The 26,936-nt window shown below is 62.8% G+C and carries 25 protein-coding genes and 1 pseudogene; 7 read left to right on the top strand and 19 right to left on the bottom strand.

What is annotated here, in order from left to right; all coding sequences use genetic code 11:
- Positions 1 to 3 precede the first annotated feature (3 nt).
- On the top strand, positions 4 to 945 hold the full coding sequence (locus CXY75_RS13935) for an aldose 1-epimerase family protein (RefSeq protein ID WP_104083417.1): 942 nt from the start codon (positions 4 to 6) through the stop codon (positions 943 to 945).
- A gap of 409 nt (positions 946 to 1,354) precedes the next feature.
- Here CXY75_RS13935 and CXY75_RS13930 read toward each other — a convergent pair whose 3' ends face one another.
- The 4 genes from CXY75_RS13930 to CXY75_RS13915 form a co-directional block, all read right to left on the bottom strand.
- The gene (locus CXY75_RS13930; RefSeq protein ID WP_104083416.1) at positions 1,355 to 2,722 is read right to left on the bottom strand and encodes a dihydrolipoamide acetyltransferase family protein; all 1,368 of its coding nucleotides are present in this window, start codon (positions 2,720 to 2,722) and stop codon (positions 1,355 to 1,357) included.
- A 23-nt stretch (positions 2,723 to 2,745) separates the two neighbouring features.
- Positions 2,746 to 3,750: an alpha-ketoacid dehydrogenase subunit beta gene (locus tag CXY75_RS13925; RefSeq protein ID WP_104083415.1), complete on the bottom strand. Its 1,005-nt coding sequence runs from the start codon at positions 3,748 to 3,750 to the stop codon at positions 2,746 to 2,748.
- Complete coding sequence (locus CXY75_RS13920) at positions 3,750 to 4,841, bottom strand: thiamine pyrophosphate-dependent dehydrogenase E1 component subunit alpha (RefSeq protein WP_104083585.1); 1,092 nt, start codon at positions 4,839 to 4,841, stop codon at positions 3,750 to 3,752. Before CXY75_RS13920 ends, CXY75_RS13925 begins: the two co-directional genes overlap by 1 nt.
- A 91-nt stretch (positions 4,842 to 4,932) precedes the next feature.
- Complete coding sequence (locus CXY75_RS13915) at positions 4,933 to 6,039, bottom strand: histidinol-phosphate transaminase (protein ID WP_104083414.1); 1,107 nt, start codon at positions 6,037 to 6,039, stop codon at positions 4,933 to 4,935.
- 113 nt (positions 6,040 to 6,152) lie between these two features.
- Here CXY75_RS13915 and CXY75_RS13910 point away from each other — a divergent pair, with 113 nt between their 5' ends.
- The gene (locus tag CXY75_RS13910) at positions 6,153 to 6,545 is read left to right on the top strand and encodes a phage holin family protein (protein WP_104083413.1); all 393 of its coding nucleotides are present in this window, start codon (positions 6,153 to 6,155) and stop codon (positions 6,543 to 6,545) included.
- 12 nt (positions 6,546 to 6,557) lie between these two features.
- Here the strand turns inward: CXY75_RS13910 and CXY75_RS13905 are convergent, their stop codons facing one another.
- Both CXY75_RS13905 and CXY75_RS13900 read right to left on the bottom strand, forming a co-directional pair.
- The gene (locus tag CXY75_RS13905) at positions 6,558 to 8,018 is read right to left on the bottom strand and encodes a hypothetical protein (protein WP_104083412.1); all 1,461 of its coding nucleotides are present in this window, start codon (positions 8,016 to 8,018) and stop codon (positions 6,558 to 6,560) included.
- Positions 8,015 to 8,296 (bottom strand): hypothetical protein, encoded by a 282-nt coding sequence (locus tag CXY75_RS13900; protein WP_104083411.1) that lies wholly within the window; start codon positions 8,294 to 8,296, stop codon positions 8,015 to 8,017. The genes CXY75_RS13905 and CXY75_RS13900 overlap by 4 nt, the downstream gene beginning before the upstream one ends.
- Positions 8,297 to 8,473: 177 nt before the next feature.
- On the opposite strand from CXY75_RS13900, the gene purB reads away from it, so the two are divergent.
- Positions 8,474 to 9,856: an adenylosuccinate lyase gene (gene purB / locus CXY75_RS13895; protein WP_104083410.1), complete on the top strand. Its 1,383-nt coding sequence runs from the start codon at positions 8,474 to 8,476 to the stop codon at positions 9,854 to 9,856.
- 78 nt (positions 9,857 to 9,934) lie between these two features.
- Here the strand turns inward: purB and CXY75_RS13890 are convergent, their stop codons facing one another.
- The 3 genes from CXY75_RS13890 to CXY75_RS13875 all read right to left on the bottom strand — a co-directional run bounded on the left by CXY75_RS13890 (position 9,935) and on the right by CXY75_RS13875 (position 11,883).
- Positions 9,935 to 10,144, bottom strand: coding sequence for a hypothetical protein (locus CXY75_RS13890; RefSeq protein ID WP_233201914.1), 210 nt, complete (start codon positions 10,142 to 10,144; stop codon positions 9,935 to 9,937).
- Between the two features lie 71 nt (positions 10,145 to 10,215).
- Complete coding sequence (locus CXY75_RS13885) at positions 10,216 to 10,842, bottom strand: hypothetical protein (protein ID WP_104083409.1); 627 nt, start codon at positions 10,840 to 10,842, stop codon at positions 10,216 to 10,218.
- 534 nt (positions 10,843 to 11,376) lie between these two features.
- The gene (locus tag CXY75_RS13875; RefSeq protein WP_104083407.1) at positions 11,377 to 11,883 is read right to left on the bottom strand and encodes an OsmC family protein; all 507 of its coding nucleotides are present in this window, start codon (positions 11,881 to 11,883) and stop codon (positions 11,377 to 11,379) included.
- 153 nt (positions 11,884 to 12,036) lie between these two features.
- Here CXY75_RS13875 and CXY75_RS13870 point away from each other — a divergent pair, with 153 nt between their 5' ends.
- The gene (locus CXY75_RS13870; protein ID WP_104083406.1) at positions 12,037 to 13,347 is read left to right on the top strand and encodes an O-acetylhomoserine aminocarboxypropyltransferase/cysteine synthase family protein; all 1,311 of its coding nucleotides are present in this window, start codon (positions 12,037 to 12,039) and stop codon (positions 13,345 to 13,347) included.
- On the top strand, positions 13,344 to 13,913 hold the full coding sequence (locus tag CXY75_RS13865; protein ID WP_104083405.1) for a CoA-binding protein: 570 nt from the start codon (positions 13,344 to 13,346) through the stop codon (positions 13,911 to 13,913). The genes CXY75_RS13870 and CXY75_RS13865 overlap by 4 nt, the downstream gene beginning before the upstream one ends.
- 99 nt (positions 13,914 to 14,012) lie before the next feature.
- Here the strand turns inward: CXY75_RS13865 and CXY75_RS13860 are convergent, their stop codons facing one another.
- Positions 14,013 to 15,386, bottom strand: coding sequence for an LLM class flavin-dependent oxidoreductase (locus tag CXY75_RS13860; protein WP_104083404.1), 1,374 nt, complete (start codon positions 15,384 to 15,386; stop codon positions 14,013 to 14,015).
- 137 nt (positions 15,387 to 15,523) lie between these two features.
- Here CXY75_RS13860 and CXY75_RS13855 point away from each other — a divergent pair, with 137 nt between their 5' ends.
- Both CXY75_RS13855 and acs read left to right on the top strand, forming a co-directional pair.
- Entirely contained in the window at positions 15,524 to 16,114 is a 591-nt protein-coding gene (locus CXY75_RS13855) for a flavin reductase family protein (RefSeq protein WP_104083403.1), read from the top strand.
- 69 nt (positions 16,115 to 16,183) lie between these two features.
- Positions 16,184 to 18,274 carry an acetate--CoA ligase gene (gene acs, locus CXY75_RS13850; protein ID WP_104083582.1) on the top strand — a complete coding sequence of 697 codons (2,091 nt, stop codon included), beginning with the start codon at positions 16,184 to 16,186 and terminating at the stop codon, positions 18,272 to 18,274.
- A gap of 102 nt (positions 18,275 to 18,376) precedes the next feature.
- On the opposite strand, the gene dnaB is transcribed toward acs, so the two are convergent.
- The 9 genes and pseudogenes from dnaB to CXY75_RS13805 form a co-directional block, all read right to left on the bottom strand.
- Positions 18,377 to 19,672, bottom strand: a complete 1,296-nt coding sequence (gene dnaB / locus CXY75_RS13845; RefSeq protein WP_369826732.1) for a replicative DNA helicase — start codon at positions 19,670 to 19,672, stop codon at positions 18,377 to 18,379.
- Between the two features lie 624 nt (positions 19,673 to 20,296).
- A complete protein-coding gene (gene rplI / locus CXY75_RS13840; RefSeq protein ID WP_104083401.1) occupies positions 20,297 to 20,746 on the bottom strand; it encodes a 50S ribosomal protein L9 in 450 nt (149 codons plus the stop codon).
- 9 nt (positions 20,747 to 20,755) lie between these two features.
- Positions 20,756 to 21,019 carry a 30S ribosomal protein S18 gene (gene rpsR / locus CXY75_RS13835; protein ID WP_035835236.1) on the bottom strand — a complete coding sequence of 88 codons (264 nt, stop codon included), beginning with the start codon at positions 21,017 to 21,019 and terminating at the stop codon, positions 20,756 to 20,758.
- A 49-nt stretch (positions 21,020 to 21,068) separates the two neighbouring features.
- Positions 21,069 to 21,587 carry a single-stranded DNA-binding protein gene (locus CXY75_RS13830; RefSeq protein WP_104083400.1) on the bottom strand — a complete coding sequence of 173 codons (519 nt, stop codon included), beginning with the start codon at positions 21,585 to 21,587 and terminating at the stop codon, positions 21,069 to 21,071.
- 246 nt (positions 21,588 to 21,833) lie between these two features.
- A pseudogene (gene rpsF, locus CXY75_RS13825) lies at positions 21,834 to 22,202 on the bottom strand (30S ribosomal protein S6); the annotation flags it as partial.
- A 167-nt stretch (positions 22,203 to 22,369) separates the two neighbouring features.
- The gene (locus CXY75_RS13820) at positions 22,370 to 23,713 is read right to left on the bottom strand and encodes a sugar ABC transporter substrate-binding protein (protein ID WP_104083580.1); all 1,344 of its coding nucleotides are present in this window, start codon (positions 23,711 to 23,713) and stop codon (positions 22,370 to 22,372) included.
- A gap of 44 nt (positions 23,714 to 23,757) precedes the next feature.
- Positions 23,758 to 24,588: a carbohydrate ABC transporter permease gene (locus CXY75_RS13815; RefSeq protein ID WP_104083399.1), complete on the bottom strand. Its 831-nt coding sequence runs from the start codon at positions 24,586 to 24,588 to the stop codon at positions 23,758 to 23,760.
- Positions 24,575 to 25,471 (bottom strand): carbohydrate ABC transporter permease, encoded by an 897-nt coding sequence (locus CXY75_RS13810; RefSeq protein WP_233201913.1) that lies wholly within the window; start codon positions 25,469 to 25,471, stop codon positions 24,575 to 24,577. Before CXY75_RS13810 ends, CXY75_RS13815 begins: the two co-directional genes overlap by 14 nt.
- Positions 25,461 to 26,891, bottom strand: coding sequence for a CCA tRNA nucleotidyltransferase (locus CXY75_RS13805; RefSeq protein ID WP_104083579.1), 1,431 nt, complete (start codon positions 26,889 to 26,891; stop codon positions 25,461 to 25,463). Before CXY75_RS13805 ends, CXY75_RS13810 begins: the two co-directional genes overlap by 11 nt.
- Between the last annotated feature and the right edge of the window lie 45 nt (positions 26,892 to 26,936).

Here is a 26,936-nt window from a genome sequence, read left to right as displayed (position 1 = left end):
CCATTGAAAAACTCTCTATCGCTCAGGCCACTGTCGGGAACACAATTCGTTCTCGAAGCCAACGGATACGCCGCCTCGATCGCGAGCATCGGCGCGACCGTTCGATCGCTCCAGTACCACGGGCGGAATCTCCTTGTGCCATTCGACGCCGACCAAGTGCGACCGTTCTTTCGCGGCGCAGTGCTGGCACCGTGGCCGAACCGAGTCGTTGATGGACGGTACTCATTCGGTGAGGTTGAACAACAGCTGAGCATTACAGAACCGTTGCGGGGACACGCTCTCCATGGACTCGTGGCCTGGCTGGACTTTGCTGTGGTGAGGCAGACGACCCGTCGGCTGGTTCTCGGCGCAACTATCGAGGCGCAATCTGGTTATCCTCATCGGGTGGCCCTGGAGGTGGAATTTATGCTCGATGCCGGGGGCTTTCGAACAGCAGTGACGGCAGTGAATGTCGGTTCGAATGCTGCCCCCTTTGGTATCGCTCCGCATCCGTACCTTGTCGCTGGCGAGGGCCGTGTCAACGATTGGATTCTCGAACTCCCAGCCAGGCAGATACTAACCGTGACGCCTGACCGTCTCATTCCCCTCCGCCTTCGTGACCTCGAGGAAGATGACCTCGCTGCCTTTGATTTTCGCGCGCCACGGACCATCAACGACACCTTCATCGACCATGCCTTCACAGGCCTCGGTCGGGACGAGGAAGGCGACGCGACAGTTCGAGTGACGACGAACACGGGTAGTGGAGTCGCGCTGAGCTGGGATGGCGAATGCCCGTGGGTTCAGGTGCACACGGCGGACCAACTCTCACCCGCTATTGACAGAATCGGATTAGCCGTCGAACCAATGACGTGCCCGCCGGATGCATTCAACTCCGGAGTGAACCTGCGAGTCCTTGAGCCAGCAGGCTCGGCCGACGCTTCCTGGACGATTCGCGCAATCGACTAACTATGCGACGCCGCTCCAAAACTGAAGCGGCGTCGGACTGATCGGTTGTCGCAACCTCATCACCTGCCCCTAAAGAGGGTTCCTGGTTGCGAAAATGGGGAAGACCCATCGACGGGAGCTAGGTCCCTGACCGCACATAGGTTCGGCACGCAGGTCGCGTCCTCCGTTTCCACATATGAATGATGGTGACCGCGGCCTCCGTCTCGGCCACAGTGCGCTCGCGCTCCGCAGCCTGACGCGCCCGGACCTTCCCCGCCAAGTCCAGCAGGTCCCACATCTACTCGCCGGCCGCTGACATCCGCGGGCGCCGGACCGCCGGTTCTATCCGCGGATCAGGGCGTAGTGCGCGCGGAGCACGGGTGCTCCGCGCTGCGCTTGGCGCGCACAGACGGGGACTGAAAGCAGCAAACTATTCGAGCAGCAGGGCAGGCTCCTCGATGATGCTCGCGACATCGGCGAGAAAACGACTCGCGACATCGCCGTCGACGACTCGGTGGTCGAAGCTCGCACCGATCGTGGTCACGTACCGCACCCGCACCTCGCCGTCGACAACCCACGGCTTCTGCTTGATCGTGCCGAGGGCCACGATTCCGGCCTCAGGGGAGTTGAGAATGGGGGTGCCGGTGTCCATGCCGAACACGCCAATATTGGTGATTGTGATCGTTCCATTGCTCATCTCGGCCGGGCTCGTTTTGCCGTCGCGCGCGGTCATGGTCAGCTTTTCGAGCGCACGAGCGAGTTCGAGCAGGCTCATGTCCTGCGCTTCCTTAATGTTGGGCACGATCAGCCCGCGCGGCGTCGCCGCTGCAATGCCGAGGTTCACGTAGTGCCGCACGATGATTTCCTCATCGGTGAAGGTGGAGTTCACGGTTGGATTGCGGCGAACCGCCCAGATCATGGCCTTGGCCATGATCAGCAGCGGCGACACGCGAACACCGGCGAAGTCGGTCGATGCCTTGAGCCGCTTGACGAATTCCATCGTGCGGGTCGCATCGACATCAACAAACAGGCTCACGTGTGGCGCCGTGAACGCACTCTTGACCATCGCCTGGGCGATCGCCTTGCGCACGCCCTTCACCGGAATGCGCTCGTCGCGATCTACCGACCAGTCCGGCGTTTGAATGTTGCGGAACACACTGGTCTGGGTGGCCCCGCGCAGCACGTCTTCGCGGGTCACGTCACCGACCGGGCCGGTCGCCTCAATGAGCGTGAGGTCGACGCCGAGGTCCTTGGCGAGCTTGCGAATGGGCGGCTTGGCCATCACCGGTCCAGCGGATGCCGACCGCCGAGTCGGCTCCAGCGGCTCGGCCCACGCCCGCACAGCGGGTTCCGGCGCGAGCGTCTCGTGGGCAACGTTTGTTCCGGTGTGCCGGCGACGACGCGTCGGCATCGTGGCGGCAGCACCGCGGCCGACCAGTACCGGCTCGGGGGCTTCGTCGCTGATCCTGCTGCTACTGTCGGCGGCCAGGATCTCGACAGCGGATGCCGCGGCATCCGCTGTCAGCGCTGCATCCGTCACGTCTGCCGACCCGTCGCTGTCGGAATTAATCGTGATGATCAACGTACCCACATCGACGGTCGTGCCAGCCGCGACCAGAATTTCACCGACGACGCCCACGAACGGAGACGGAAGCTCGACCAGAGATTTGGCCGTTTCAATCTCGACCAGCACCTGGTTGATCGTCACGGTGTCGCCGGGGGCGACCTTCCACTCGACGATCTCGGCCTCGGTCAGGCCTTCGCCGACGTCGGGAAGGGTGAATTTCGAAACGCTCATAATCGTGCCTTTCCTGAAATGTATTAGTAGGCGAGGGCGCGGTCGACGGCTTCAAGCACCCGGTCGGGGCTCGGCAGAAAGTGCGTCTCGACGGCGGCAGGCGGAAACGGGGTGTCGAAGCCAGAGACCCGCAGTACGGGTGCCTGGAGCGTGTAGAACGCCCGCTCGGCGACCGTTGCGGCGATCTCGCTGCCAACGCTGACGAAGCCGGGGGCTTCCTGGGCGACGACGAGGCGCCCGGTCTTGCCCACCGAACCGAGGATCGGTCCATAGTCGACCGGGGAGATCGAGCGCAGGTCGATCACCTCGAGGCTGATGCCCTCGGCGGCGGCAAGTTCGGCGGCCTGCAGCAGCACGCTCACCATGGCGCCGTGGCCGACCACGGTCACGTCGGTGCCGGCCCGCACCACGCGACTGGCGTGTAATGGCGTTCCGCTCTCGCCAAAGCGCACCTCGCCCTTGGGCCAGTAGCGACTCTTCGGCTCGAAGAAGATCACCGGGTCGTCGCTCTTGATGGCTTCCTGCATCATCCAAAAGGCGTCGTGCGGGTTGGACGGGCTCACCACGCGTAGGCCGGGGGTGTGCGCGAAGTAGGCCTCCGGGCTCTCCTGGTGGTGCTCGATCGAGCCGATGTGTCCGCCATAAGGGATGCGAATCACGACGGGCATGATCAGGCCACCCTCGTGCCGGTTGCGCATCCGGGCCAGCTGGCTGGTGATCTGGTCGAACCCGGGAAAGACGAAACCGTCGAACTGGATCTCACAGACCGGCCGGAACCCGCGCATGGCCAGGCCGATGGCCGTGCCGATAATGCCGGACTCCGCGAGCGGGGTATCGAGCACGCGCTTGTCCCCGAATTCAGCAATCAGCCCCTCGGTGACCCGAAAAACACCGCCGAGCGGGCCGATGTCCTCGCCCATCAGCAGCACCTTGGGGTCATCAAGCATCGCCCGGCGGAGGCCTGCGTTCAGGGCCTTCGTCATGGGCAGCGAAGCGGATGCCACGCTCGTGTCAACTACAGCGTTCATCAGTTCTTGCCCTCATCAAAAGATGCTTCGTAGCGTTCCAGCCAGGCCTTTTGCTCGGCTACCAGCGGATGCGGTTCGGCATAGACGTTGTCAAAGATCACCGATTGCTCCGGGCCGGTTATCTCCAGGGCGCGTTTGCGGGCATCGGCGGCGAAGTCGGCCGCTTCCTCGTCGACGGAGTCAAGAAACTCCTGCTCGATGCCGCGGCTCTCAAGGTAGCTGCGAAAGCGCGCGATTGGGTCGCGGGCCACCCAGTAGGCCATTTCTTCGGCGCCACGGTACTTGGTGGGGTCATCGGCGGTGGTGTGCGCGCCGACCCGATAGGTGAGCGCCTCGATCAGCGACGGGCCATGGCCGGCGCGCGCGTCATCCATCGACTTCGCGGTGACGGCGAAGGTCGCAAGCACATCGTTGCCGTCGAGCTGAATGCCGGGCATGCCGAAGCCGCTGGCCCGCAGGTACAGCGGAGTACGGGATTGACGTGCCACGGGCACCGAGATGGCCCAGTGATTGTTTTGCAGAAAGAACACCTGCGGCGTCTGGTAGCTCGCCGCGAAGACGAGCGCTTCGTTGGCGTCGCCTTGCGAGGAGGCACCATCGCCGTAATAGACGATGACGGCCTGATCGGTCTGGGGGTTGCCGGTCGCTGTCGATCCGTCGAGCTGCATACCCATGGCGTAGCCGGTGGAATGCAGGGTCTGCGAGGCGAGCACGAGGGTATAGAGGTGAAAGTTGCCGTGCTCTTCTGGCACCCAGCCGCCGAGGGTGACGCCCCGCAGCATCCGCAGAATATCGACGAGGTCGAGGCCGCGAATCATGCCGACGACGTGCTCGCGGTACGACGGGAAGACGTGGTCCTGTGGCCGGGTGGCGTAAGCGGAGCCCACCTGGGCGGCCTCCTGGCCGTGGCTCGGCACCCAGAGGGCGAGCTGGCCCTGACGCTGCAGGTTGGCCGCTTCAGTGTCGAACTTACGCACCACGACCATGTCACGGTAGAAGCGGCGGTGATCTGCCTCGGTGAGGCGGTCGAGGTAGGGCAGAAACTCCTCGGCGGCGGCGTTGGGTTCGAACGCGCCGTTCGGATTGATCATGCGCACGCAGGTCTCCGCACCATCGAGACCAAAGGCTGTGGGCGCTGCTGACGTGGGAGCAGTCGCGTCGTTTCGGGTGGCTGACACCGTACTAACCTATCTTTCGTGCCGGGTGACCGGCGGGAAGAGCGTCGACAAGATCCGCGCTTATTAGTAGGAGTGTCGCCACAGCCTGTTCCTCGCCGATCGATATTCGGATGCCCTCCGGCACGAATGGCCGCACGACCAGACCGGCCTCGCCGAGAGCTTCGGCCACAGTCGCAGTCTCGGCGCCCGTTGGCAGCCAGAGAAAGTTGCCCTGTGGCTGGGGAATGTTCCAGCCCTGCCCGGTCAGCGCCTGCCAGGCCGCGTCGCGACGCGCGGCAATCACGCGAACACGCTCGAGCAGTTCCTTCTCGGCGTCGAGTGAGGCGATCGCGGCGACGGCTGCCTGCGCCGTAACCGAGAGTGGAATCGCCGTGGAGCGGGCAGCGTTTAGAATCTCCACCGGTCCGAGTGCGTAACCGACCCGCAGTCCGGCCAGGCCGTAGGCCTTGGAGAAGGTGCGCAAAACGACCAGATTCGGGTAGCGGGCCAGCAGCGATGGGCCGCTGACGGCATCCGCTTCGGTGACGAACTCGATATATGCCTCATCGAGAATGACCAGCAGGTCGGTCGGAACGACGGCCATGAAGGCGTCGAATTCGTCCGTGGTTACGATCGTGCTGGTGGGGTTGTTTGGCGAGCAGATGATGACGACGCGGGTCTGGTCGCTAATCGCTGCGGCCATTTCCGGGAGGTCATGACCGTGGTCGGCGCGGTTGGGCACCCGCACGCTCGTGGCGCCAGCGACGGTGACGAGCGAGGGATAGGCCTCAAACGAGCGCCAGGAGTACAGCACCTCATCACCGGGGCCAGCGGCAGCGAGAATCAGCTGGGCGAGCAGGGCTACAGAGCCCGACCCGACGTGCACCCGATCGACATCAACGCGGTATTTGGCAGCGAGGCGTTCACGCAGTGCGAGCGCGGAGGCATCCGGGTAGCGGTTGTACGCCGTTTCGGCGGCGACCGCAGCGATTACCCCGGGAAGTGGGTCGAACGGGTTCTCGTTGCTGGAGAGCTTGAAGGCACTGGCATCGGCCGGTTTGCCCTGTTTATAGGCCGGGAGGGCGACGATCTCCCGGCGCAGGCGGACTGTTGGTCGGTCTGAAGGGCTCACTCGGTGAGTCTACGCCCGGGTATATTCGCAAAGACGAATGAATGTTCGCCCGACTTTGGTCCAACTGGCTCGGTGCTGCCCCCTTTGGCACGACCGAGTGAGATAGTAGGGGCATGGCCAGATTCATTATCAAGCTCATCGTCAATGCGGTGGCCCTCTGGTTCACCGCCCTGCTCGTCACTGGCGTGCACGTCGCACCGTATGCGCCCGACGCGGGAGCGAGCGTCGTCACCTACCTGCTCATCGCGCTGATCTTCGGGTTTGTGAACTCCGTCGTCGGCGGCGTCATCCGCGTCGTGGCTTTTCCGCTGTACATCTTGACGCTTGGCCTGTTTTCGCTGATCGTCAACGGCCTACTGCTGTTACTCGTGGCCTGGTTGTCGGGGTTTCTGGGCTTCGGTCTCGTCGTCGACAGCTTTTGGTGGGGAGTACTCGGCGCCCTCGTGCTCGGCATTATTTCGTGGCTACTCGGCCTGATCGTGCGCCCGGTAACTGCCCGCGACTGAGTCGGGCTGAACCTAATGCGCTGGCCTTTCTGGCAAGCGGATACCCCGCCATAACACGGCCTCGCCGTTCCCATTCCCGACAATGCCGGTCACCGTGTCCCTAAACTCTTGCAGGTTCTCTTGAGGTGACGCGTCGATGAGCCGCGCCGTCTCGCGGTAGGTATCGAGGTGGTGTGCCGGCAGAACGGCCCCGGCCGGAGGTTCCGTCGATGCGAAAACCTCTCGGCGCACGGTGAGGCGATCGTCCGAGTCGATCAGGCTGGCCCCGCCTACCGCGGTGACGATATCGTCGTCGTGCTCAACGGTGAGGGTGCTGACGCCGGGCGGTACCGGCACCGCCGTTTCGGGCGCCCCGAAGGTCGCAACGGCCTGCACGTTGAACGCCCCTGACGCGGCGACCTGCGTGGCTACCAAACCGCCCTGGGAGTGACCGGCCACGACCACGGGGTCACCCGGTTCTATGCCGGCTTTACGCATGGCCTCCATCACCGCCTTGAACGACCCGGCGTTCACCTCGGCTATGGCTTCGACGTTAGCGGTGAGGTCGAAGGGTTCACTGGATGAGACCGCGCTCCAGTCGACCGTTCCACCGATGTACACGGCCCAGGAGGCCTGCCCGCCGTGACCATACTTCTCGATGCGCACCTGAGGCCGCCCCGGAACGGCCTTGGGAATTCGCGCTGCAATGTCGGCGACACCGGTGGGGGCCGCAGGCGTCGCCGCAACGCCGACCGAGCGAACCGTCACCGGCCCCTCCCGAAAAAAACCACCACTACGGGCCGCTTTCAGCACGAGCAGAGCTGTACTGGAAACACCCGTCACGCCCAGACCTGTGTCTCCGAGCACCAGGTCGACCCCCAGGGGCACTCCCACGGCGCCCAAAGCAACGTCGTCGAGGGAGGAGACGAGCAGTTTGGTCATCAAGACCGTCTGCGGGTCCGTGACGACCGCTTGGTCGAAAACGAACCCACTTTCCTTGTCGCGCTTGAGCAGCCCCGACGACATGGCCCAGGTAACGATTCCGAGAGAAAGCGGTGCGGTGGCGAGTAGTCCCAGAAAGAGTGGTGAGGCTCCGAGCAGGAGCATCAGCCTGAGGACAGTGCCGACGTTATGACCCGCCATTGCGCTCCCGAGAACGGCCAGCCGCAGGGCGCTGTGCTCAGCCCAGCCGTACCGTTCCGCGGCAGCCACCAGGGCCTCGGCAAGGTCGCCGCTGCGCTGTTCTAGTTTGTCGAGGGCCCCACTGGCCCAGAGCAGCGGTAGTCCCGCGTCCCGTGGCGTCCATTTCAGGGCCCCGCCAGGGGGATCCAATTGCCGTATTTTGTCCACCCTGGCGCGAAAGCCCCCGACCTCACCCTGGGCATACCGCAGCATCTCGGCTTCGGCCAGTACGACGTCGGTCGATACGACCGTGGTTCCCCCCACCGAGACAGTCAAGTCGCTTCCCCCCGCATCATCGCGGTTCTTCGTCACTGTCCAAGCTCCAACTGGGAAATATTCAACTGCAACTGCTGCTGCGCGTCATCGAGAAGATTCAAGACGCTGCTCAGATCGTGCACAATCTCGCTTATCCGCTCGCGGTAGGCCCGCTGCGCGCTCGACCGCCAGAATTCACTGGGGTCAACATTATTCAACCGCCGTTGCACCAGGGCGACATCACCGATGAGGCTCAGTATGAGCTGCCGTTGACGTCGGAACGCCGGAAGCTGATCGGTGGGAGTGGTAGTCCACACCCCGTCAAGACCGTCCATGACACCTCCGGGTCACGGACGATCGTGGCAGAATCTAGTGCCCATCAGCCCCGATTCGGGCAATCTGTGCACAGACTCCTGAAAGTGGGCGTGTGGAGGACTCAGTATTGGGCATGATTGAGAGTGCTAACAACGCACTTTGAAACAACTTGCACCCGCAATTCGACAGGGAGTCCGATGAGTCACCTACCCGTACAGGTTCTGAGCCCGCTTGATGGCCGCTACAAGACCGCCGTTTCCGATCTGGGCGAGTTCCTCTCCGAAGCCGGTCTCAACCGTGCCCGTATGCGCGTCGAAGTCGAATGGCTGATCACCCTCACTGACCGGAGCCTGTTTGGATCCGCGCCCCTCGCCGCCGAGCAGCAGCGTGCCCTCCGCGCCCTGGTGACCGACTTCGGTCAGGCCGAAATTGACGAACTGGCCGAGCTCGAGGCGACCACCCGTCACGACGTCAAGGCCGTCGAATACCTGGTGCGACGCCGCCTCACCACCCTCGGACTCGACCACATTAGCGAGCTCACCCACTTCGCCGCGACCAGCGAAGACATCAACAACCTCTCGTATGCCCTCACCGTACGCGATGCGGTACAGACGGTCTGGCTTCCCAAGCTGCGCCTAGTCATCGAGGCCCTGCGCAGCAGCGCGCTCGAATTTCGAGCGGATGCGATGCTGGCCCGCACCCACGGGCAGCCCGCGACGCCGACCACCATGGGTAAGGAGCTCGCGGTGTTCGTTTATCGCCTCGAGCGTGTCGCCGCACAGATCGACGCCGGAGAGTACCTCGGCAAGTTCAGCGGAGCCACCGGCACCTTCGCCGCCCATGTCGCTGCCGACCCCGCTGTTGACTGGCCCGCCGTCTCCCGTGGTTTCGTCGAGGGTCTCGGCCTCGGCTGGAACCCGCTCACCACCCAGATCGAATCCCACGACTGGCAGGCCGAGCTGTATTCCCGTGCCGCACACGCCAACCGCATCCTGCACAACCTGGCCACGGACATCTGGACCTACATCTCAATCGGCTACTTCCGCCAGATTCCGCAGGCCGGCGCCACCGGCTCGTCCACCATGCCGCACAAGATCAACCCGATCCGTTTTGAGAACGCCGAGGCCAACCTCGAGCTGTCCTGCGCCATCCTCGACTCGCTCTCCGCAACACTCGTGACCAGCAGGCTGCAGCGTGACCTTACCGACTCGACCACCCAGCGCAATATCGGCGTGGGTTTCGGGCACTCCCTGCTCGCGCTCGACAACCTGCTGCGCGGTATGGGCGAGATCGACATCGATCGAGTGCAGCTAGCAAGCGATCTCGACTCAAACTGGGAGATTCTCGGCGAGGCCATTCAGACCGTGATTCGCGCCGAGGTCTCTGCCGGACGCTCCTCGATTGAGGACCCGTACGCACTGCTCAAGGAGCTGACCCGCGGTAAGCGCATCACGAGCACGGATCTGGCCGCATTCGTGTCAGCCCTCGACATCGGCAACGAAGCCAAGGCTCGCCTTCTGGCGCTGACTCCCGGAACCTACGTCGGCCTCGCCGACCCCCTGGTCGACTACCTGCCGTAGTTAGCCGCCGCTGACACCAACCAGAAAGCACCTCCGTCTCCGCGACGCAGGTGCTTTCTGGTGTCAGTGAACCGTAGGTCAGTGCCCGTTCTGCTCGTCGAGGTCAGTCTGCTCCGAGGCGTTGGGCTTCATGCCGAGCACGAACATGGCAATCACCACGAGCGCCACGATAAACGTCACGCCCAATGCGATCGCCGCTAACATCAAGTCCCGCGTTGTCAACAGAATTGTCAGGGCGACGAACAGCGCCATTCCGCCCGAGATGCCGAGCAGTTCAACGGGCTTCAACCGGTCGGATCGACTGGGCTGCTGCGGGGAGTTTGGCGTGCCGGGAGTATTGGAAGTGGGAGGTTGAGCAATCACAGTGAGTCCGAATCGTTGGGCGCGGTGCTGGTGGGCACGGTTTGTGCAGGGTCTGCGTTGTCACGGCGCTGCCGGGGAGCGTCCCATTTGAGAGACAACCCGGCGATGGGAAGAAATACGACGAGAAAGACCAGGTATGCACCGAACAGGCCGACCGAGACCACGGGGTTGGGCGGCAGCAGCAGAAAGAGGAGGGCCAGCACTGCTGCACCGATTCCGGTGAACAGCCAATCCTTGGCGGGCAGCGCCCGTTTGCGAATGCGGATGCCGGCATAGATTTCCAGGAATCCGGTGACGGCTCCCCAGACGCTCACGAGAAACAGGAAGAAGCCGTGGCCACCGGAGTGAAAGCCGAGGGCGACGCCGCCAGCGACCAGGCTCACGATGCCCTGAATCAAAAACAGGCTGCGGTCGGTGGCCACGGTGAGTGTACGCGGACCGGTCAGAACAAGCAGGAGTCCACTGGCGAGGGCGAATGCTCCGAACACCAACAGCCCCAGATCAGCGGAATGATCCCGATTGAAGGTGATCACCACGGCCGGAACTAGCGCGATCAGGGCACGCCCGACGGGCACGGTCCAGTAACGGGGTCCGACGTTTGATGGTGCCTGGTTGCGCGCCACGCACGACCTCTTTCGTTGCAAATTTTGTCGTACTCAGTCTACGTGGCGAGGCAGCTTCGGGACTGCGAGCCGCCTGCGTGCGACGTGATACTCTCCCCAACGACGCCATCGCTGACGTCGTCATTCTGTAGTGGGAGACGCTGGAGAGCGCCGATCTGTCAGAGAAGCGCAGTTTCTCTAGCTTACTGAGGGGCAGAAGTTGGGCGTTTGTATCGAGTTTTAGGCAGCGTTAGTCATGTGGGCGTCGTTGAGATAACTGTCGAGGTGTTCCTTGATGGTCTTTAATGCCTGGCGCAGCGGGGCTGGTACTGGGGGCGTGGTTGCTGCGATGACTGGCCAAAGCAGCCGGCCTGCAGCTTCGTGTAGAAGAACGCTATGCGTTGCCCATCGGCGGTGAGGACGCAGGTATTGCTGTGTTTACAGCGTTGGATGAGACCGTTAGCGCGGAGTTTGGCGAGGTCGTAGCTCACCTGGCTTGTTTTGTGTTCAATGTCCAGCAGCGGGCTGACCGACGGATCCAGGCGTGGTTAGCGACTACGAGTGGACGCTGTGCGATACCGCTAATTTCGGTGGAACGGCCAGTGTCTGGAAGACGACGCAATAGCGTTCCGTCAAACGGATGAGGGTGGCAATCTGCTCCTCATCCGCATCGGATGTTAACTCGAACCGCATCCTGATGTCCTGAAAGCCGACCGCCGTCTGCTTGTCGACGGCGAGCGTACCGCGAAAATCGAGGTCTCCCTCGGCGTGCACCACACCGGTGACGTCGAGGCCCAGCGAGGACGCGACTGCGGCCAGAGTCACCCCAGCGCAGGCAACGAGTGCCTGAAGGAGCATATCGCCGGAGCACACAGAGAGACCGTCGCCTCCGGTGGCGGGGTGCAAACCAGCCTCCACCAGGGCCTGCCCGGTCTGCACCGAACAACTGATACCCGCGCCCAGTTCACCATTGGCTCGAAGCGTCACCAGCGCGGTGTCGGGGTCGTCGCGGTACTGCTGCTTCAGAGGAGCTTGCACCGTGCGCAGGTCGCTGATAGTCACTGATCATCATCTCCAACTAGTTTCGAAGCGCGCGGTCGGCAACGCTTCCTCCACAGTATCCGCCGGCAACACGAGCTACCGCAGATTGCTCCCATTGTTACCGTGCATGTCCACACGAAGTTGCCGGGGAGCACGTTCCGGTAGCGTGAAGGAATGGTAAACCACGACCGCACAGACAGGGAGTGGGGTTTTCGCACCCGTTCCATCCACGCAGGAAATGTTCCGGATGCGGTGACTGGCGCCAGAGCCATTCCCATCTACCAGACCACGGCCTTCGTCTTCGATGACACCGCCGATGCTGCGGCCCGGTTCGCCCTACAAAAGTACGGCAATATCTATTCCCGCCTCGCCAACCCGACGGTCGCCGCATTCGAGGAGCGTGTGGCAAGCCTTGAGGGTGGGCTGGGCGCTGTCGCTACCTCGAGCGGCCTGTCGGCGCAGTACATCACCTTCGCTTCGCTCGTGGGTTCTGGCGACCACATCGTCGCAGCTGCGAGCCTCTATGGCGGTTCCCTTACGCAGCTTGACACCACGCTGCGTCGGTTCGGAGTGGAGACCACGTTTGTGCCGGGCACAGATGCGGCCGATTATGCCGCTGCGATTACTGACAAGACCAGACTGATCTTCGCCGAGTCCATCTCCAACCCGTCCGGCGAGATCGCCGACCTTGAGGGTCTGGCCGACGTCGCCCACGCCGCGGGTATTCCACTCATCATCGACTCGACCTTTGCCACCCCCTACCTGAACCGGCCAATGGAATGGGGAGCAGACGTGGTCATCCACTCGGCGACGAAATTTCTCGGCGGCCACGGGACCACTCTGGGTGGTGTCGTGGTGGAGTCCGGTCGGTTCGACTGGAACAACGGCAAGTTCCCCCTATTCGATATTCCAGTGCCGGCGTACGGCGACCTCAACTGGTCGGGCAACTTCGGCGAGTATGCCTTTCTCACCCGCCTGCGTGCCGAGCAGCTGCGGGATATCGGACCTGTCCTGGCCCCACACTCCGCGTTCCTCCTCGCCCAGGGCGTCGAAACCCTGGCCTTTCGGATGGAAGCGCACGTCGCCAATGCCAGGATCGTCGCGGAGTGGCTCGAGGCCGATCCTCGAATTGAATTCGTCAATTGGGCCGGGCTGCCCTCGCACGCGCACTTTGACCGCGCACAGAAATACCTGCCGAAGGGACCGAGCTCGATCTTCAGCTTCGGCGTCAGGGGCGGCAGGGATGCCGGGCGCACTTTCATCGAGTCAGTGACCCTGGCCAGCCACCTCGCCAACGTCGGCGACGCGAAGACACTGGTTATTCATCCGGCGTCCACCACTCACGCGCAGCTCACCGAGCAGCAACTTGTTGACGCGAAAGTGTTGCCGGGCCTTGTACGCATTAGCGTGGGGATCGAAGATCCAGACGACATTATTTACGACCTCGACCAGGCGCTGAGCCTAGCAACCGGAGGCAAGCAATGAGCACGGAAGCAGTACCCTCACCATTGGCCAACGGCCCCGCCTGCGAACTGCCAGTGAGTGTGGCCGGCGCGAACCGAGTGAAGTCCCCGCGAACCTGGATCGGCCCCAGCGCCAAGGAACGCCTCAAGATTCTGCAGGGTGCCACGTCGGTCGCCATCGTGGGCGCATCGCCCAACGCGGCGCGGGCAAGCTACTTCGTGGGAACCTACCTGCTGCAGTCCAGCAGCTACCGGGTGTATTTCGTCAACCCGAACGCCGACGAGATTCTCGGCCACAAGACCTACCCCTCTCTTGCCGCACTGCCCGAGGTGCCCGACATCGTCGACGTGTTCCGCCGGGAAAGCGAAATCTCCTCGGTTATCGACGACGCCGTCGCCATCGGCGCTCCGACCGTCTGGATGCAGCTTGGCATTTGGAACCAAGATGCGGCGACCTACGCGCAGAGCCAGGGTCTAACGGTAATCATGGATCGCTGCCTCAAGATTGAGCACGCCCGCTTCAACGGCGGCCTCTATCTCCTTGGCTTCAACACCGGCGTGATCTCGGCGCGAAAGACGGCCCGCTGAGAGCGTCAAATACTCAAGCCGACACTGCCCTCGTTATTTCACCGTTCGACGTCGACCAGCGGCTCTCTGATCACTCGAGAGCCGCTCACCGACTGACCACTAAGCGGATCGCACCCGGTAGTTCGCCCCCTTGTGCTCGTCGGGAAGACGGCCGCCCCGTCCGTGCAACTTATTGCGCAGCGTGCCCTCGACGTACTCCGTCGGGTAGGCACCACGTGCCTGCAGCTCGGGGATGACATAGGTGACGACATCCTCAAACGTTCCGGGGGTGATGGCATAGGCCAGGTTAAAACCGTCCACATCCGTCTCCTCCACCCACTCCTGCAGGGTGTCGGCAATCTCCGCGCCTGAACCAACGATGAACGGGCCGAGGCCGCCGATAGCCGCCAGTCTGGCTATATCGCGGACCTTCCACTCGCTGCCGTCTTCATTCGCCTCCTGATAGTTGGCCACGACGGACTGAATCGCGTTGCTCTTGACATTGCCGATGGGCTCGTCGAGGTCGTACTGCGAGAGGTCGATGCCCATCCAGCCGGACATGAAGACGAGCGCCCCCTCCTCACTGGCATACGAGAGGTAGTCCTGGTACTTGGCCGTCGCCTTCTCCGACGTCTCGTCGGTGATGATCGTGAGGAGGGTGTAGATGCGCGCGGAATAGCGGCCGCGGCCTGCCTTTTCGAGGGCATCCCGAATTTTCGTGACGATGGCCTTCAGCCCAGCCTTGGTCGATGACGCAACGAAGATCGCCTCTGCATTACCGGCAGCGAAGTCGATGCCGCGGGAGGAGGCCCCCGCCTGGTAGATCACCGGTGTGCGCTGCAGCGACGGCTCAGAGAGGTGGATACCCGGGACCGTGAAGAACTTACCGTGGTGGCCGATCTCGTGAACCTTGCTCGGGTCGGTGAACACCCCGGATTCGCGGTCGCGGATGACGGCGTCGTCCTCCCATGACCCTTCCCACAACTTGTACAACACCTCGAGGTACTCGTCCGCGTGGTCATAGCGCGCGTCGTGCTCGAGTTGATCTTCTTGACCCATGTTTCGTGCGGCGGATGGTAGGTATCCGGTCACCACGTTCCAGCCCACCCGCCCATTGGTCAGGTGGTCAAGGGTCGACATCCGTCGGGCGAACGGATACGGATGCTCGTACGCCGTACCAGCGGTCACCCCGAACCCCAGATGATCTGTCACTAATGCCATCGCCGAGACCAGCAGCACGGGGTCATTCACGGGAACCTGCGCACCATGCCGAATCGCGGCCTCATTCGAGCCGCCGTACACGTCGTAGGTGCCCAGCACGTCAGCGATGAAGATGCCGTCGAATCTTCCGCGCTCCAACAGTTTTGCGAGCTCGGTCCAGTAGTGCAGGTCTTTGTACCGCCAGGACTGGTCATCCGGGTGCCGCCACATTCCAGAGGACTGGTGGGCGACACAGTTCATGTCAAAGGCGTTGAATCGTATCTGTCTGGGCATCTGTCTATCGTGACTGTTGAGACCCGAACCGCGGACTATGACGCAACATGGCGTCACACTGCGACACACATTCACGCTCACAGTTCCCTGCGGGGGATCCTTGACTCTGTCTTTGATTATTTTGCGAACGGAACCCGATGAGAACTCAAGAACAGGCCGCACTCGCCGGGCCGTGGCTGACCGACGGTGACCAGGGTGCGAAACATCTCGGCGGGCTGCATCCGGACGAGTTCAAGCTGGCGTTTCGCAATCACGCCGCCGGTGTCGCGGTAATCACCGCCGATGACGGCGATGGCCCGGTCGGCCTGACCGCCACCTCGGTGTTCTCGGTGAGCGCCGAGCCACCGCTGCTGGTGTTCTCCCTCTCGGATCACGCCTCCAGCGCTCCGACAATCCGCCGCGCCGACACTGTTGTCGTGCATCTCCTCGGGGCTGAGCAATTGAACATCGCAAAGCTCTGCGCTACCAGCGGCGTCAACCGTTTCGCCGATACTGAAATTTGGGCCAGGCTCGCTACCGGTGAACCGTATTTCCCGAGCGCCCACGCCTGGATTCGTGGGCGCATCATCAACCGGATGGCCGCCGGCAGTTCCACGATCATTGCCGTGCACGCCCTCGAAGCGACGGTCGCCACCGATCAATGCGGATCCGACCCGCTGGTGTATCACAACCGCACCTGGCACAGCCTCGACGAGCACTCGGCACTGCGGAGCATACCGGGAGCGTGAAAAGCGCCTACATTACGCCGCCTTACCGCCTGTGTGCGCCGCCCGGCGCCGCGCGGTAACGTCAAAGCGATGATCCTTCCCCTCGAGACCGCTGCTGCCAACGACAGCCTCTACTATCCGCCTGCTGGCTTCGTCGACTCCGCCAACGTGGGCTCCGGCGCATGGCCCGCCGCCGCGACTGACCCCGTTGCATTCTGGGAGCGGCAGGCCGATCGCCTCGACTGGGCGGAACGCTGGCACACCGCCCACACGTGGGAGCCGGCCGTCGCCGACGCCAGCGGCGCGCTCGGATCGGACGGGCATCCGCTGCTTTCGATCCCCCGTGCCCAGTGGTTTCTCGGCGGTCGGTTGAACGTGGCAGTCAATTGCGTCGACCGCCACGTCGATGCCGGGCGCGGCGATCGGGTCGCCATCAACTTCGAGGGAGAGCGCGGCGACCGTGAGGTAATCACCTATGCAGATCTCCAGCGCAGGGTTGCGCAAGCCGCGAACGCCCTCATCGCTTTGGGAATCGTGGCGGGCGACCGCGTGGTCGTCTACCTCCCGGTCATACCGGAGACCATTGTCATCACCCTCGCCATTGCCCGGCTCGGCGCCGTGCACTCCCTGGTGTTCGGTGGCTTCTCGGCCGAGGCGCTGCGATTTCGCCTTGAGGACACCGGGGCCAAACTGCTCGTCACCTCCGACGGCCAGTTTCGCCGCGGGGCCGCCGTAGCGGTGAAAGGGCAGGCGGATATCGCTGTTGCGGGCATCGACGCGGTCGAACACGTGCTCGTCGTGCGGCGCACCGGAGACCTGACCCCCAACGTGCCCTGGGCCGCCGGCCGGGATGTCTGGTGGCACGACGTCGTCGACACCGCCGAAGACACCCACGAGGCCGAGTTCTTCGACGCCGAAACGCCCCTCTTCATTATCTACACCTCGGGCACCACGGGCACCCCCAAGGGGCTAGTGCACACGTCGGGAGGCTATCTCACGCAAGCGTCGTGGAGCCACTGGGCAATCTTCGATGCAAAAGACTCCGACGTGTACTGGTGCACGGCCGATCTCGCGTGGGTCACGGCTCACACCTACGTGCTCTACGGCCCGTTCTCCAACGGCGCGACCTCCGTCATTTACGAGGGAACCCCGAACATTCCGCACCCTGGGCGCCATTTCGAGATCATCGAACGCTACGCCGTGACAACCTATTACACCGCTCCGACCCTCGTGCGCACCCTCATGACCTGGTTCCCAGACGGCGTGCCCGCCACCTTTGACCTCTCCAGCATTCGTCTCCTCGGCTCGGTTGGCGAGGCGATAAATCCGCACGCCTGGCTGTGGTTTCGCGAGAATATCGGTGCCGGCACGGCCCCCATCGTCGACACCTGGTGGCAGTCCGAGACCGGAGCGGCAATCGTGGCCCCGCTGCCCGGGGTCACGGCCCTGAAGCCGGGGTCAGCTACCCACGCGCTGCCGGGACTCACCGTGCGCGTGGTCGACGATCAGGGCACGGATACCAAGCCCGGGTCGAGCGGATCCCTCGTGGTCGACGGCACGTGGCCGGCTATGGCCCGCACCGTGTGGGGCAACCCCGAGCGGTACCGCGACGCGTATTGGAAGAAGTACGCCGAGCAAGGCTATTTTCTTGCCGGCGACAGCGCGAAGATCGACGCCGACGGCTACCTGTGGCTGCTCGGACGCAGCGACGACGTCATCAACGTGTCCGGACACCGGCTGTCGACCATCGAGATCGAGTCGGCACTTGTCGCGCATCCCGCCGTCGGCGAGGCCGGGGTTGTCGGCGTTCATGACGAGACCACCGGGCAGGCCATCGCCGCCTTCGTGATCCCCGCTCGGTCACTCTCCGCTGCGGAGTCCGCCGATCCCCGAACCTGGCGTGCCCTCGAAGCGGAACTCTCGCCGGTGCTCCGCTCTCAGGTCACCGTCCAGATCGGAGCGATCGCTAAGCCGAGGGAGATCGTGGTGGTACCCGACCTGCCTAAGACTCGATCGGGCAAGATCATGCGTCGCCTGCTCGGCGATCTCATGGACGGACGCGAACTGGGCGATACAACGTCGCTGCAAGATGACACGGTGCCGCTCCAGCTCAGACAGATCCTAGACGCCAGGCGCTCACCGGGCCAACCGCGTCAACGCCCGATACAGCGTCAACGGTGAGCTCATCAAAATGAAAATCGCATGAAGAATCCACAGACGTAGTTGCTTCCTCGGCCAGTGTTTCCATCGTTTTCTGGCCAACACCTCGGGATCTACAGCGAGCTAACCGCCGGCGACCATGTCGGCGAAACGGGAGTAATGGCCGTGGAAGGCGACCGTGACGGTCCGGGTCGGGCCGTTACGGTGTTTGGCCACGATGAGGTCGGCCTCACCGGCACGCGGGTTGTCTTTCTCGTATGCGCTCTCACGATGCAACAGAATAACCATGTCGGCGTCTTGCTCGAGCGAACCGGACTCACGAAGGTCGCTGATGGCCGGCATCTTGTCGGCGCGCTGCTCCGGCCCACGGTTGAGCTGCGAGAGCGCGATCACGGGAACCTGCAGCTCTTTCGCGAGCAACTTGAGGGCTCGCGAAAACTCACTGACCTCTTGCTGGCGTGACTCGACCTTTTTACCGCTCGTCATGAGCTGGAGGTAGTCGATGATGACCATCTTGAGGCCAACCCGCTGCTTGAGCCGACGGCATTTTGCCCGAATCTCGACCAGGGTCATGTTGGGGCTGTCGTCGATGTACAGTGGCGCGTCGTTGATGCGACCACGTGTGGCCGCGATCGTCGTCCAGTCACGGGCCTCGACGGTTCCCTTGCGCATACTCTGCAAAGGAACGGATGCCTCGGCCGCGAGCAAGCGCATGGCAATTTCGCTGCGTCCCATTTCGAGTGAGAAGAAAATGCTGGGCATGTTGTTGTGGATCGACGCCGAGCGAGCGAAGTCAAGCGCCAGGGTGGACTTTCCAAGGGCCGGACGGGCAGCGACGATGATGAGCTGACCGCCGTGGAATCCGTTGGTGAGTTCGTCAAGATCGGCGAAGCCGGTGGGCACTCCGCTCATCTGGCCGTCCTTGAGCTTGGCCGCCTCGATCTCCTCGATCGCGGCGGTGACAGCATCGGTGAGCGGAACGTAGTCTTCGGTTTCGGTGCCGCCGGTGACCGAGTAAATCTCGGCTTGGGCCGTGTTGACGAGGTCGAGCACTTCGCCCTCGCCGGCATAGCCCATTTGGGCAATGCGGGTACCAGCCTCGACGAGACGGCGCAGTAGGGCACGCTCGGCCACGATGGTCGAGTAGAAGCCAGCATTGGCTGCTGTGGGCACCAGGCTCGTCAGGGTGTGCAGGTAGTCGGCGCCGCCGGCCCTGGATAGTTCACCGAGCTTGGTGAGCTCGTCGGTGACCGTGATGACGTCGGTGGGCTCGCCCTGCGCGTAGAGCGAGAGAATAGCGTCGAAAATGATCTCGTGCTTGGGAATGTAGAAGTCTCCGCCGCGCACGGTCTCGACGACATCGGCAACGGCGTCTTTGCTGAGCATCATGCCGCCGAGGGCACTCTGTTCAGCGAGCAAGTCGTGCGGAAGCGCACGCTCCGACTTCCAGGCTTCGGCGGGTCGTTCGGCACGGTTCTGATCGACGGCGCCGCCGCGGGCTGACGAACCGTACTCGTTTGACGTTGGCTGGTTGGCCAGGCCCAGGTGAGCGATCGACACTCGGTACCTCTTTCTTCGTGTGCTTGGGGTTATCCCTGTGCTTTCAGGTGTACCAGGACCCGCCGACACGGGCCGCGATGCACCAGCGTTAGCGAGAAACCGGCACTGGTTCACCCTAAGTAGGAAGCGCCAGCCCCACAAACCCCCCTGTGGATAACTCTGTGGAGAATCTGGGCGAAACGCCGTACAGATTGTGCAGAACCTGTGCACTCAGTTGTGGATAGATTGTCGAAGGTGACCAATTAAATCGATCTGATCAGGTAATTAAGTGACAGACGAGGCTGTGAATAAAGTAGCCTCAATCAACCCTTGAACCTTGACGCTACGAATGCTCACCTGTGCACAAAAGCGTTGCGTCTATCCCCACAAAATGGCCCTTAACGCCACATAGCGGAGGGTTCCTTTCGGAACCCTCCGCTATGGAAGAGGTAAACCTACCGGTACAGCTGGTACCGCCAGGATCGACCTTACTTGCCAACGACCTTACTTGGCAGCGACCACCACGAGGGTGATCGTGGCACTGAGCTCGTCACGCAGACGAACCGTTGCCGTGTGCTCACCGGTCAGCTTGATCGGGTTGAGCTCAATCTTGCGCTTGTCGACCGTGCCGAGACCGGCGGCTGCGACGGCGTTAGCCACATCCGTGGTCTTGACCGAACCGAACAGGCGTCCACCGGCGCCGGCCTTGACGACCAGGGTCACCTTGGTGTTCTCAAGTTTGACCTTAAGAGCCTCGGCCTCTTCGAAGGTGGCGTGCTCGCGCGCTGCGCGGGCGGCCTTGATCTGCTCGATCTGCTTCTCGCCACCGCGGGTCCACGCCACAGCGAAGCCCTTGGGAACGAGGTAGTTACGAGCAAACCCGTTCTTGACGTCTACAACGTCGCCGGGTGCACCGAGGCCGGAGACCTCATGCGTCAGAATCAATTTCGACATTTGGTTTCCTTACCGGCCTGAGCCTGCGTAGGGCAGCAAGGCCATTTCGCGGGCGTTCTTGACGGCACGGGCGATGAGGCGCTGTTCCTGAACGGAAACGCCTGTGATGCGACGGGCGCGGATCTTTCCACGCTCGGAGATGAACTTGCGCAGGGTGGGGACATCTTTGTAATCAATGACACCAACCCGAATCGACTTCGCGGGAGCGGCGTTCTTGCCACCCTTAGCTCCGCGAAGCGGCTTGCGGCGGTCGCCGCTCGACTTTCCAGCCATGATTTCCTTACTTTCTCAAAAGAAGACGTTAGCTACGCGCGAGGCGAGCTTAGAAGGGGGTCTCGTCGCTGAAGTTACCGGGGCTGTTCCAGACGTCCCCACCGGATGCTGCTGGTGCAGCCGTCCTGGCGGGGGCGCTCGGAGCCCACGGCTCATCATTGCCCTGGCCGCCGACAGCGGGAGCGCCGCTTCTGGGACCGGAGGACTGCGCGCGAGTGAGGGAAGCGGTGGCGTAGCGCAGCGAAGGACCGATTTCGTCAATCTCGAGCTCCATGCTCGTGCGCTTTTCACCTTCCTTCGTCTCATACGAACGCTGCTTGAGACGCCCGGAAGCGATGACACGCGACCCCTTAGTCAATGAACCTGCCACGTGCTCGGCGAATTCACGCCAAACGCTCGCACGCAGGAACAGCGCGTCGCCATCTTTCCACTCGTTGGCCGCACGATCGAACGTACGCGGAGTGGATGCGATGGTGAAGTTGGCAACCGCCAGCCCGTTCTGCGTGTACCGCAGTTCCGGATCGCTGGTGAGGTTGCCCACCACGGTGATTACGGTCTCGCCAGCCATGGGCTACTTGTCGCTTGCCTTGTCGGCAGCAGCAACCGGAGCCTTAGCAGCAGCAGGCTTGGCGGCAGCAACCTTCGCTGCGACAGCAGCGGTAGAAGCGGCAGCAACCGGAGCGGCAGCTTCAACCTTCGCGGCAACCGGAGCAGCAGCGGCCGGAGCAGCAGCAACCTCGGTAGTAGCGGGCTTCGCAGCAGCGGCAACCTTAGCGGCCGGTGCAGCGGCGGCTGCAGCAGCAGCTTCTGCCTTGGCTGCGATGACCTTCGGGTTGGCAGCCTTGCGGGCAGCCTTCTCGGCGGCCAGCTTGCTCGCGACGACGACCTGAGCGATGCCCTCTTCGGCACGAAGCACCTTGGTGCGCATGACGGCTTCGGACAGGCTCAGCTGACGGTCGAGCTCGACCGTGGCTGAGGGGTTCGCGGTGAAGTCGACAACGGCATAAATGCCTTCGGTCTTCTTGTTGATCTCGTAAGCGAGACGACGACGACCCCAGACATCAACCTTGTCAATGGTTCCACCATCGTTGCGAACAACGTTGAGGAACTTGTCAAGGCTGGGAGCTACGGTGCGCTCATCGATCTCGGGATCGAGGATTACCATTAGTTCGTACTGATGCATGACTAACCCACCTCCTTCGGACTAAAACGGCTACAGACTTTCTGCAACAGGAGGGTTGTGCATGTGCTGCCTGCGCTAGTCCGGGAATCCGGCACGCAGGCAACCTGCCCAGTCTACCGGATGCCGGCGGCTTGCGCCACCGCATCCGCTTACCTGCGCCGTCACCGCTACTTGGCCAGGGTTGCGTTGGCGGCGTCCTGCGCGGCACGCACCCCGGCATCAACGGCTGTGCGCCCCAAGAACACCTCGTCGAGCAGTGGACGCATGGCATTTTCGGCGGCCGGCCAGCCAACTCCCCGCGGTGCTGGCGCTGTGCCGGCGGCCAACACGTCGTAAAACGGGCTGATGTCAACGTTTTGGTCGGCCCAGTACTGCGCGTAGGCGGGCTGCGCGGCCAGCACTGCGGGCGAGGCCGACCCGGAGGTTCCGATGTACGTGGACCCCGCGGTACTTCCAAGCCATTCCAGAACGCGCAGGGTTTCGGCCGGGTGTTCTGACGCCGCGTTACCCGCCGCTGTGATTCCGTCGACACCACTGATGGCACCCGCCGGACCGCTCGGCAGCAACGCAACACCCCAGTCGAAGTTGGCGCCGGAACTCACGTTGGCGAGGTTGTAGACACCACTCTGGAACAGGGCCATTTTTCCTTGCAGAAACTGGTCGCGGCTGAAGTCGCCGTTGGTGTTCGTGTCCGCGGCCGACGGGGAGACATGCCATTTATTCATAAGGTCGACCAGATACCCGACGGAAGCGATGCCGGCGTCGGACGCGAACGCATACTGACCGGCGTCGTCCTGAAACTCAGCACCGTTGGAAGCCAGGTAATTCAGCAACATCGCTTGCATGTCGTAGCCGGCGTTGTAGCCGTACTGGCTGAGGTTGGTTCCGTCAAAGTCCGCGCTGTCAGCCGTGTTGCCGTTGTAATCCTTGGTGAGTTTTTGCAAGGCCGGAATGAGCGTGTCGTTTTCTCCGGTGGGGTCCCAGGTCAACGCGGTGATGTCCTCGGGCGACAGGCCAGCCTCACCCAGGAGCTCGGCGTTGTAGAAAACGGCGATCCCCGGGTCGGCCAGCTGGGGAACGCCCCAGAGGATGCCGTCACGGGTGTATTGCGTAACGACGGACGGAGCCCAGCCGGCCTGAGCATCCGCTGAAATGGATGCCGTGATGTCGAGCAGCGCGCCGGCATCGGCGTAGGCGGGGTAGCTGCCGCCGTCGAGCCAGAAAACATCGGCGGCGCCGCCTCCCGCCACATCGGTGCGGAGCTTTTCAAAGTAGTCAGCCCACGGCACGACCTCGACGGCCACGTTGATATCGGAATTGTCCTGTTCGAAGGCGACAAACGATTTCTCGTAGGCTGCGGCAACCTGGTCATCCCAAAGCCGCACCGTCACGGTGGTTTGCTCGTTCGCGGTCTGCTGACCGGAGCGGGAGTTCAAAGCTGCAACCACTCCGACGATGACGAGAACCACAGCGGCGGCGCCGGCGGCAATAATGGTGGAACGCTTGGCCATGATGTCCTTTTTTAACGGATTGAACTGCACGTCGATGGCCTAGCCTACGCAGATCCCGCGATGGTGATCGACCGCACGAAGCTGCGCTGGAACAACAGGAACAAAACGAGCAGCGGAACCAGTGCCAGGGTCGTGGCCGCCATTACGAGGGTCCAGTTGCCGTTGAACTGACTCTGCAGGCTCGCCGTGGCCACGGTCACGACCCGCCACTCGGTGCCGGAGGCGACCACGAGCGGCCACATGAAACTGTTCCAGTGACTGACGATGGTGATCACGGTCAGGGTTGCGATGATCGGGCGCGACAGCGGAACGACAATTTCAACCAAAACGTCGAGGGTATTCGCACCGTCGAGTCGGGCAGCGTCGATGAGTTCTTGGGGAATACCACGAAAGTATTCGCGCAGAAGAAAGATTGCGTACGGCGATGCGAACGCAAACGGCAGCACGAGGCTCCAGAACGAGTTGCGCAAGCCAGCCTCGGTCATCATCAGGTAGAGCGGCACGACGAGCACGACCGGCGGAATCATCAGGGTTGACAAATACACCCAGAAAAACACCTCACGGCCCGGAAAATCGACCCGGGCAAAGGCGTATGCGGCCAGGATCGAGCAGATGAGTTGCCCGACCAGAATGAGCACGGCTGCCAACATCGTGATCAGAATGGCGCGGCCAAATTGTGCAGGGCCGTTCAGTAGCAGCGCAAAATTTTCCAGGGTGAACGGGTCAGGCCAGCTCAGCACCGACTGCTGGGCGAACTGCTCGCGGGTCTTGAACGCGGTCAAAATGCTCAACAGAAACGGCCCAAGGGTGAATAACGCGCCGAGTATCAGCACCAGATAGACGGCGCCCGTTGAAAAGAATTTAGTCCATTTCATAGGTGACCCTCCGGCGAAAATACAGCTGCTGGGCCAGGGTGATGACCACCAGAACGACCAGCAAAACGATCGCCATAACGGCGGCGCGGCCGAGGTCGAAGGCGTCGAAGGCTTCGTAGTAGATGCGGGCGGCGACGACATCCGTTGATCGGGCAGGGCCACCCTGGGTGAGCGCGTACACCTGGTCGAAGACCTGAAAGGCCGAAATGACCGTTGTCACGAGCACGAAGAACATGGTTGGACGAAGCAGTGGCAGCTTGATGAACCAGAACATCTTCAGCGCTCCAGCTCCGTCGATGCGGGCCGCCTCGAGAATCTGCGCGGGAATGTTGAGCAGCCCAGCCATAAAGAACAGCGTGACGTAGCCCACGTTGGTCCAGATTACGACGGCGGCCACAGCCGGTAGGGCCAGGGCCGGATCGCTCAGCCACTCCACGCGCTGGCCGAGCAGGGTATTCAGGGCACCGTCGGTGGGGGCAAGAATCCACTTCCAGACAACACCCAAGGCCAGGGGGGCGCCAATCCACGGCAACACGTAAATGGTACGAAACCAGGCAGAGCCTGGCAATCCGCGAGTGAGCAGCGTGGCAGCACCGAGCCCGATCAGGGTCTGAATGGGCACCACGAGTGCCACGAAAATCAAGGTAACCAGCAGAGAATTACCGAAAACTCCGTCGGTGAGAACGGAACGGTAGTTGTCGAGGCCGACATAGTCAATCGGGCCAATCAGGTCCCAGCTCTGAAAGCTGAGCCACAGCACAACGAGCACCGGGAGCAGGAGAAAACAGACCACGCCGAACAGACTCGGCGCGAGCAAGGAATACCCGGTGATCGCGCTGCGCCTACGAAAGCTGCGCTGGCGAAGACTGCTTCTATTGGCCACGCCCCGCCCACCATTCCAGCAACCGGCGGGTGGCTTCCTCCTCGCTGAGCGGTCCATCGTCGAGCCGCTGCTCGAGCAGGTAACGATAGGCCTCGCCGACCTCGCGCCCCGGCAGCAGGCCGAGGATGGCCATAATCTGCTCCCCGTCGAGAGCTGGGCGCACGGCACCGAGCTCTTCCTGCTCGTTCAGGGTGGCAATGCGCTGTTCTAAGTCGTCATAGGCGAAGCCGAGCCGATCGGCCTTGCGCCGGTTGCGCGTCGTGACATCGGCACGGGTGAGGATATGCAGCCGCTCCAGCTGGTCACCGGCATCGCGCACGTAGCGACGAACGGCGGAGTCGGTCCAGGCACCCTCGGTGTAACCGAAGAATCGCAGGTGCAACTCAATCAGCCGGGACACCGCGTTAATGGTGTCGTTGTCAAAGCGCAGGGCCCGCAATCGCTTTTTGGCGAGCTTGGCGCCGACCACGTCGTGGTGGTAGAAGCTGACGACCCCGCCGGGTTCGAGCTTGCGGGTGGCGGGCTTGCCGATGTCGTGCAGCAGCGCGGCCAGGCGCACGATCAGGTCGGGGGCCTCTAGATTGCCACGCGATTTCTCGTAGCCCATCGCCTGCTCCAGCACGGTCAGGGTGTGCTGGTAGACGTCTTTGTGGTGGTGGTGTTCGTCGATCTCCAGCCGCAGGCCGGGAATCTCGGGCAGCACGATCTCGGCCAGCCCCGATTCCATGAGCACCTCGATGCCGGCGCGCGGGTCTGCCGAGACGAGCAGTTTTGAAAGTTCGTCTCCGATGCGTTCCGCCGAGACAATACGGATGCTCTCCCGCATCTTTTCCATGGCCAGTGCGGTGTCCAAATCCAGCGTGAAACCGAGCTGACCGGTGAACCGGGCAGCGCGCAGCATCCGTAATGGATCGTCGCCAAACGACACCTCCGGGGTGCTCGGGGTGCGGAGGCGCTGGGCTAAAAGGTCGTCGATGCCCCCGGCCGGGTCGACCAGGGTCAGTTGCGGCAAGCGCAGGGCCATGGCATTGACCGTGAAGTCGCGACGCAGCAGGTCGGGTTCGAGGCTCGTACCAAACACCACGTCGGGCTTGCGGGTCGTTTTGTCGTAGCTGTCGGCCCGATAGGTGGTGATCTCCACTGTTTCGCCGGCGAGGCTCGCGCCGATCGTGCCGTAGGCCCGGCCGATGTCCCACTGCGCTTCGGAGAGCGGCTTGACGAGCGCGAGAATCTGGTCCGGTGTGGCGTCCGTGGTGAAATCCAGGTCATGCAGCGTTCGATTGAGAAAGGCGTCACGCACCGGACCGCCCACCAGGGCTAGCTCATGGCCGGCCGCCGCAAATGCGTTCGCCAAGCGGGACACGGTGGGAGTGGCAGCCAAGTCCCCCAGTCGCGCGAGGGCTGCCGCGACGCTCTGCATATGCTCCATATTAGTTGTCAGATCGCCGCACAAAGACGCGCAGGC

The organism is Cryobacterium sp. Y11, from assembly GCF_002929535.1.
GTDB lineage: Bacteria > Actinomycetota > Actinomycetes > Actinomycetales > Microbacteriaceae > Cryobacterium.
This window is presented reverse-complemented; position numbering and strand designations above follow the sequence as displayed.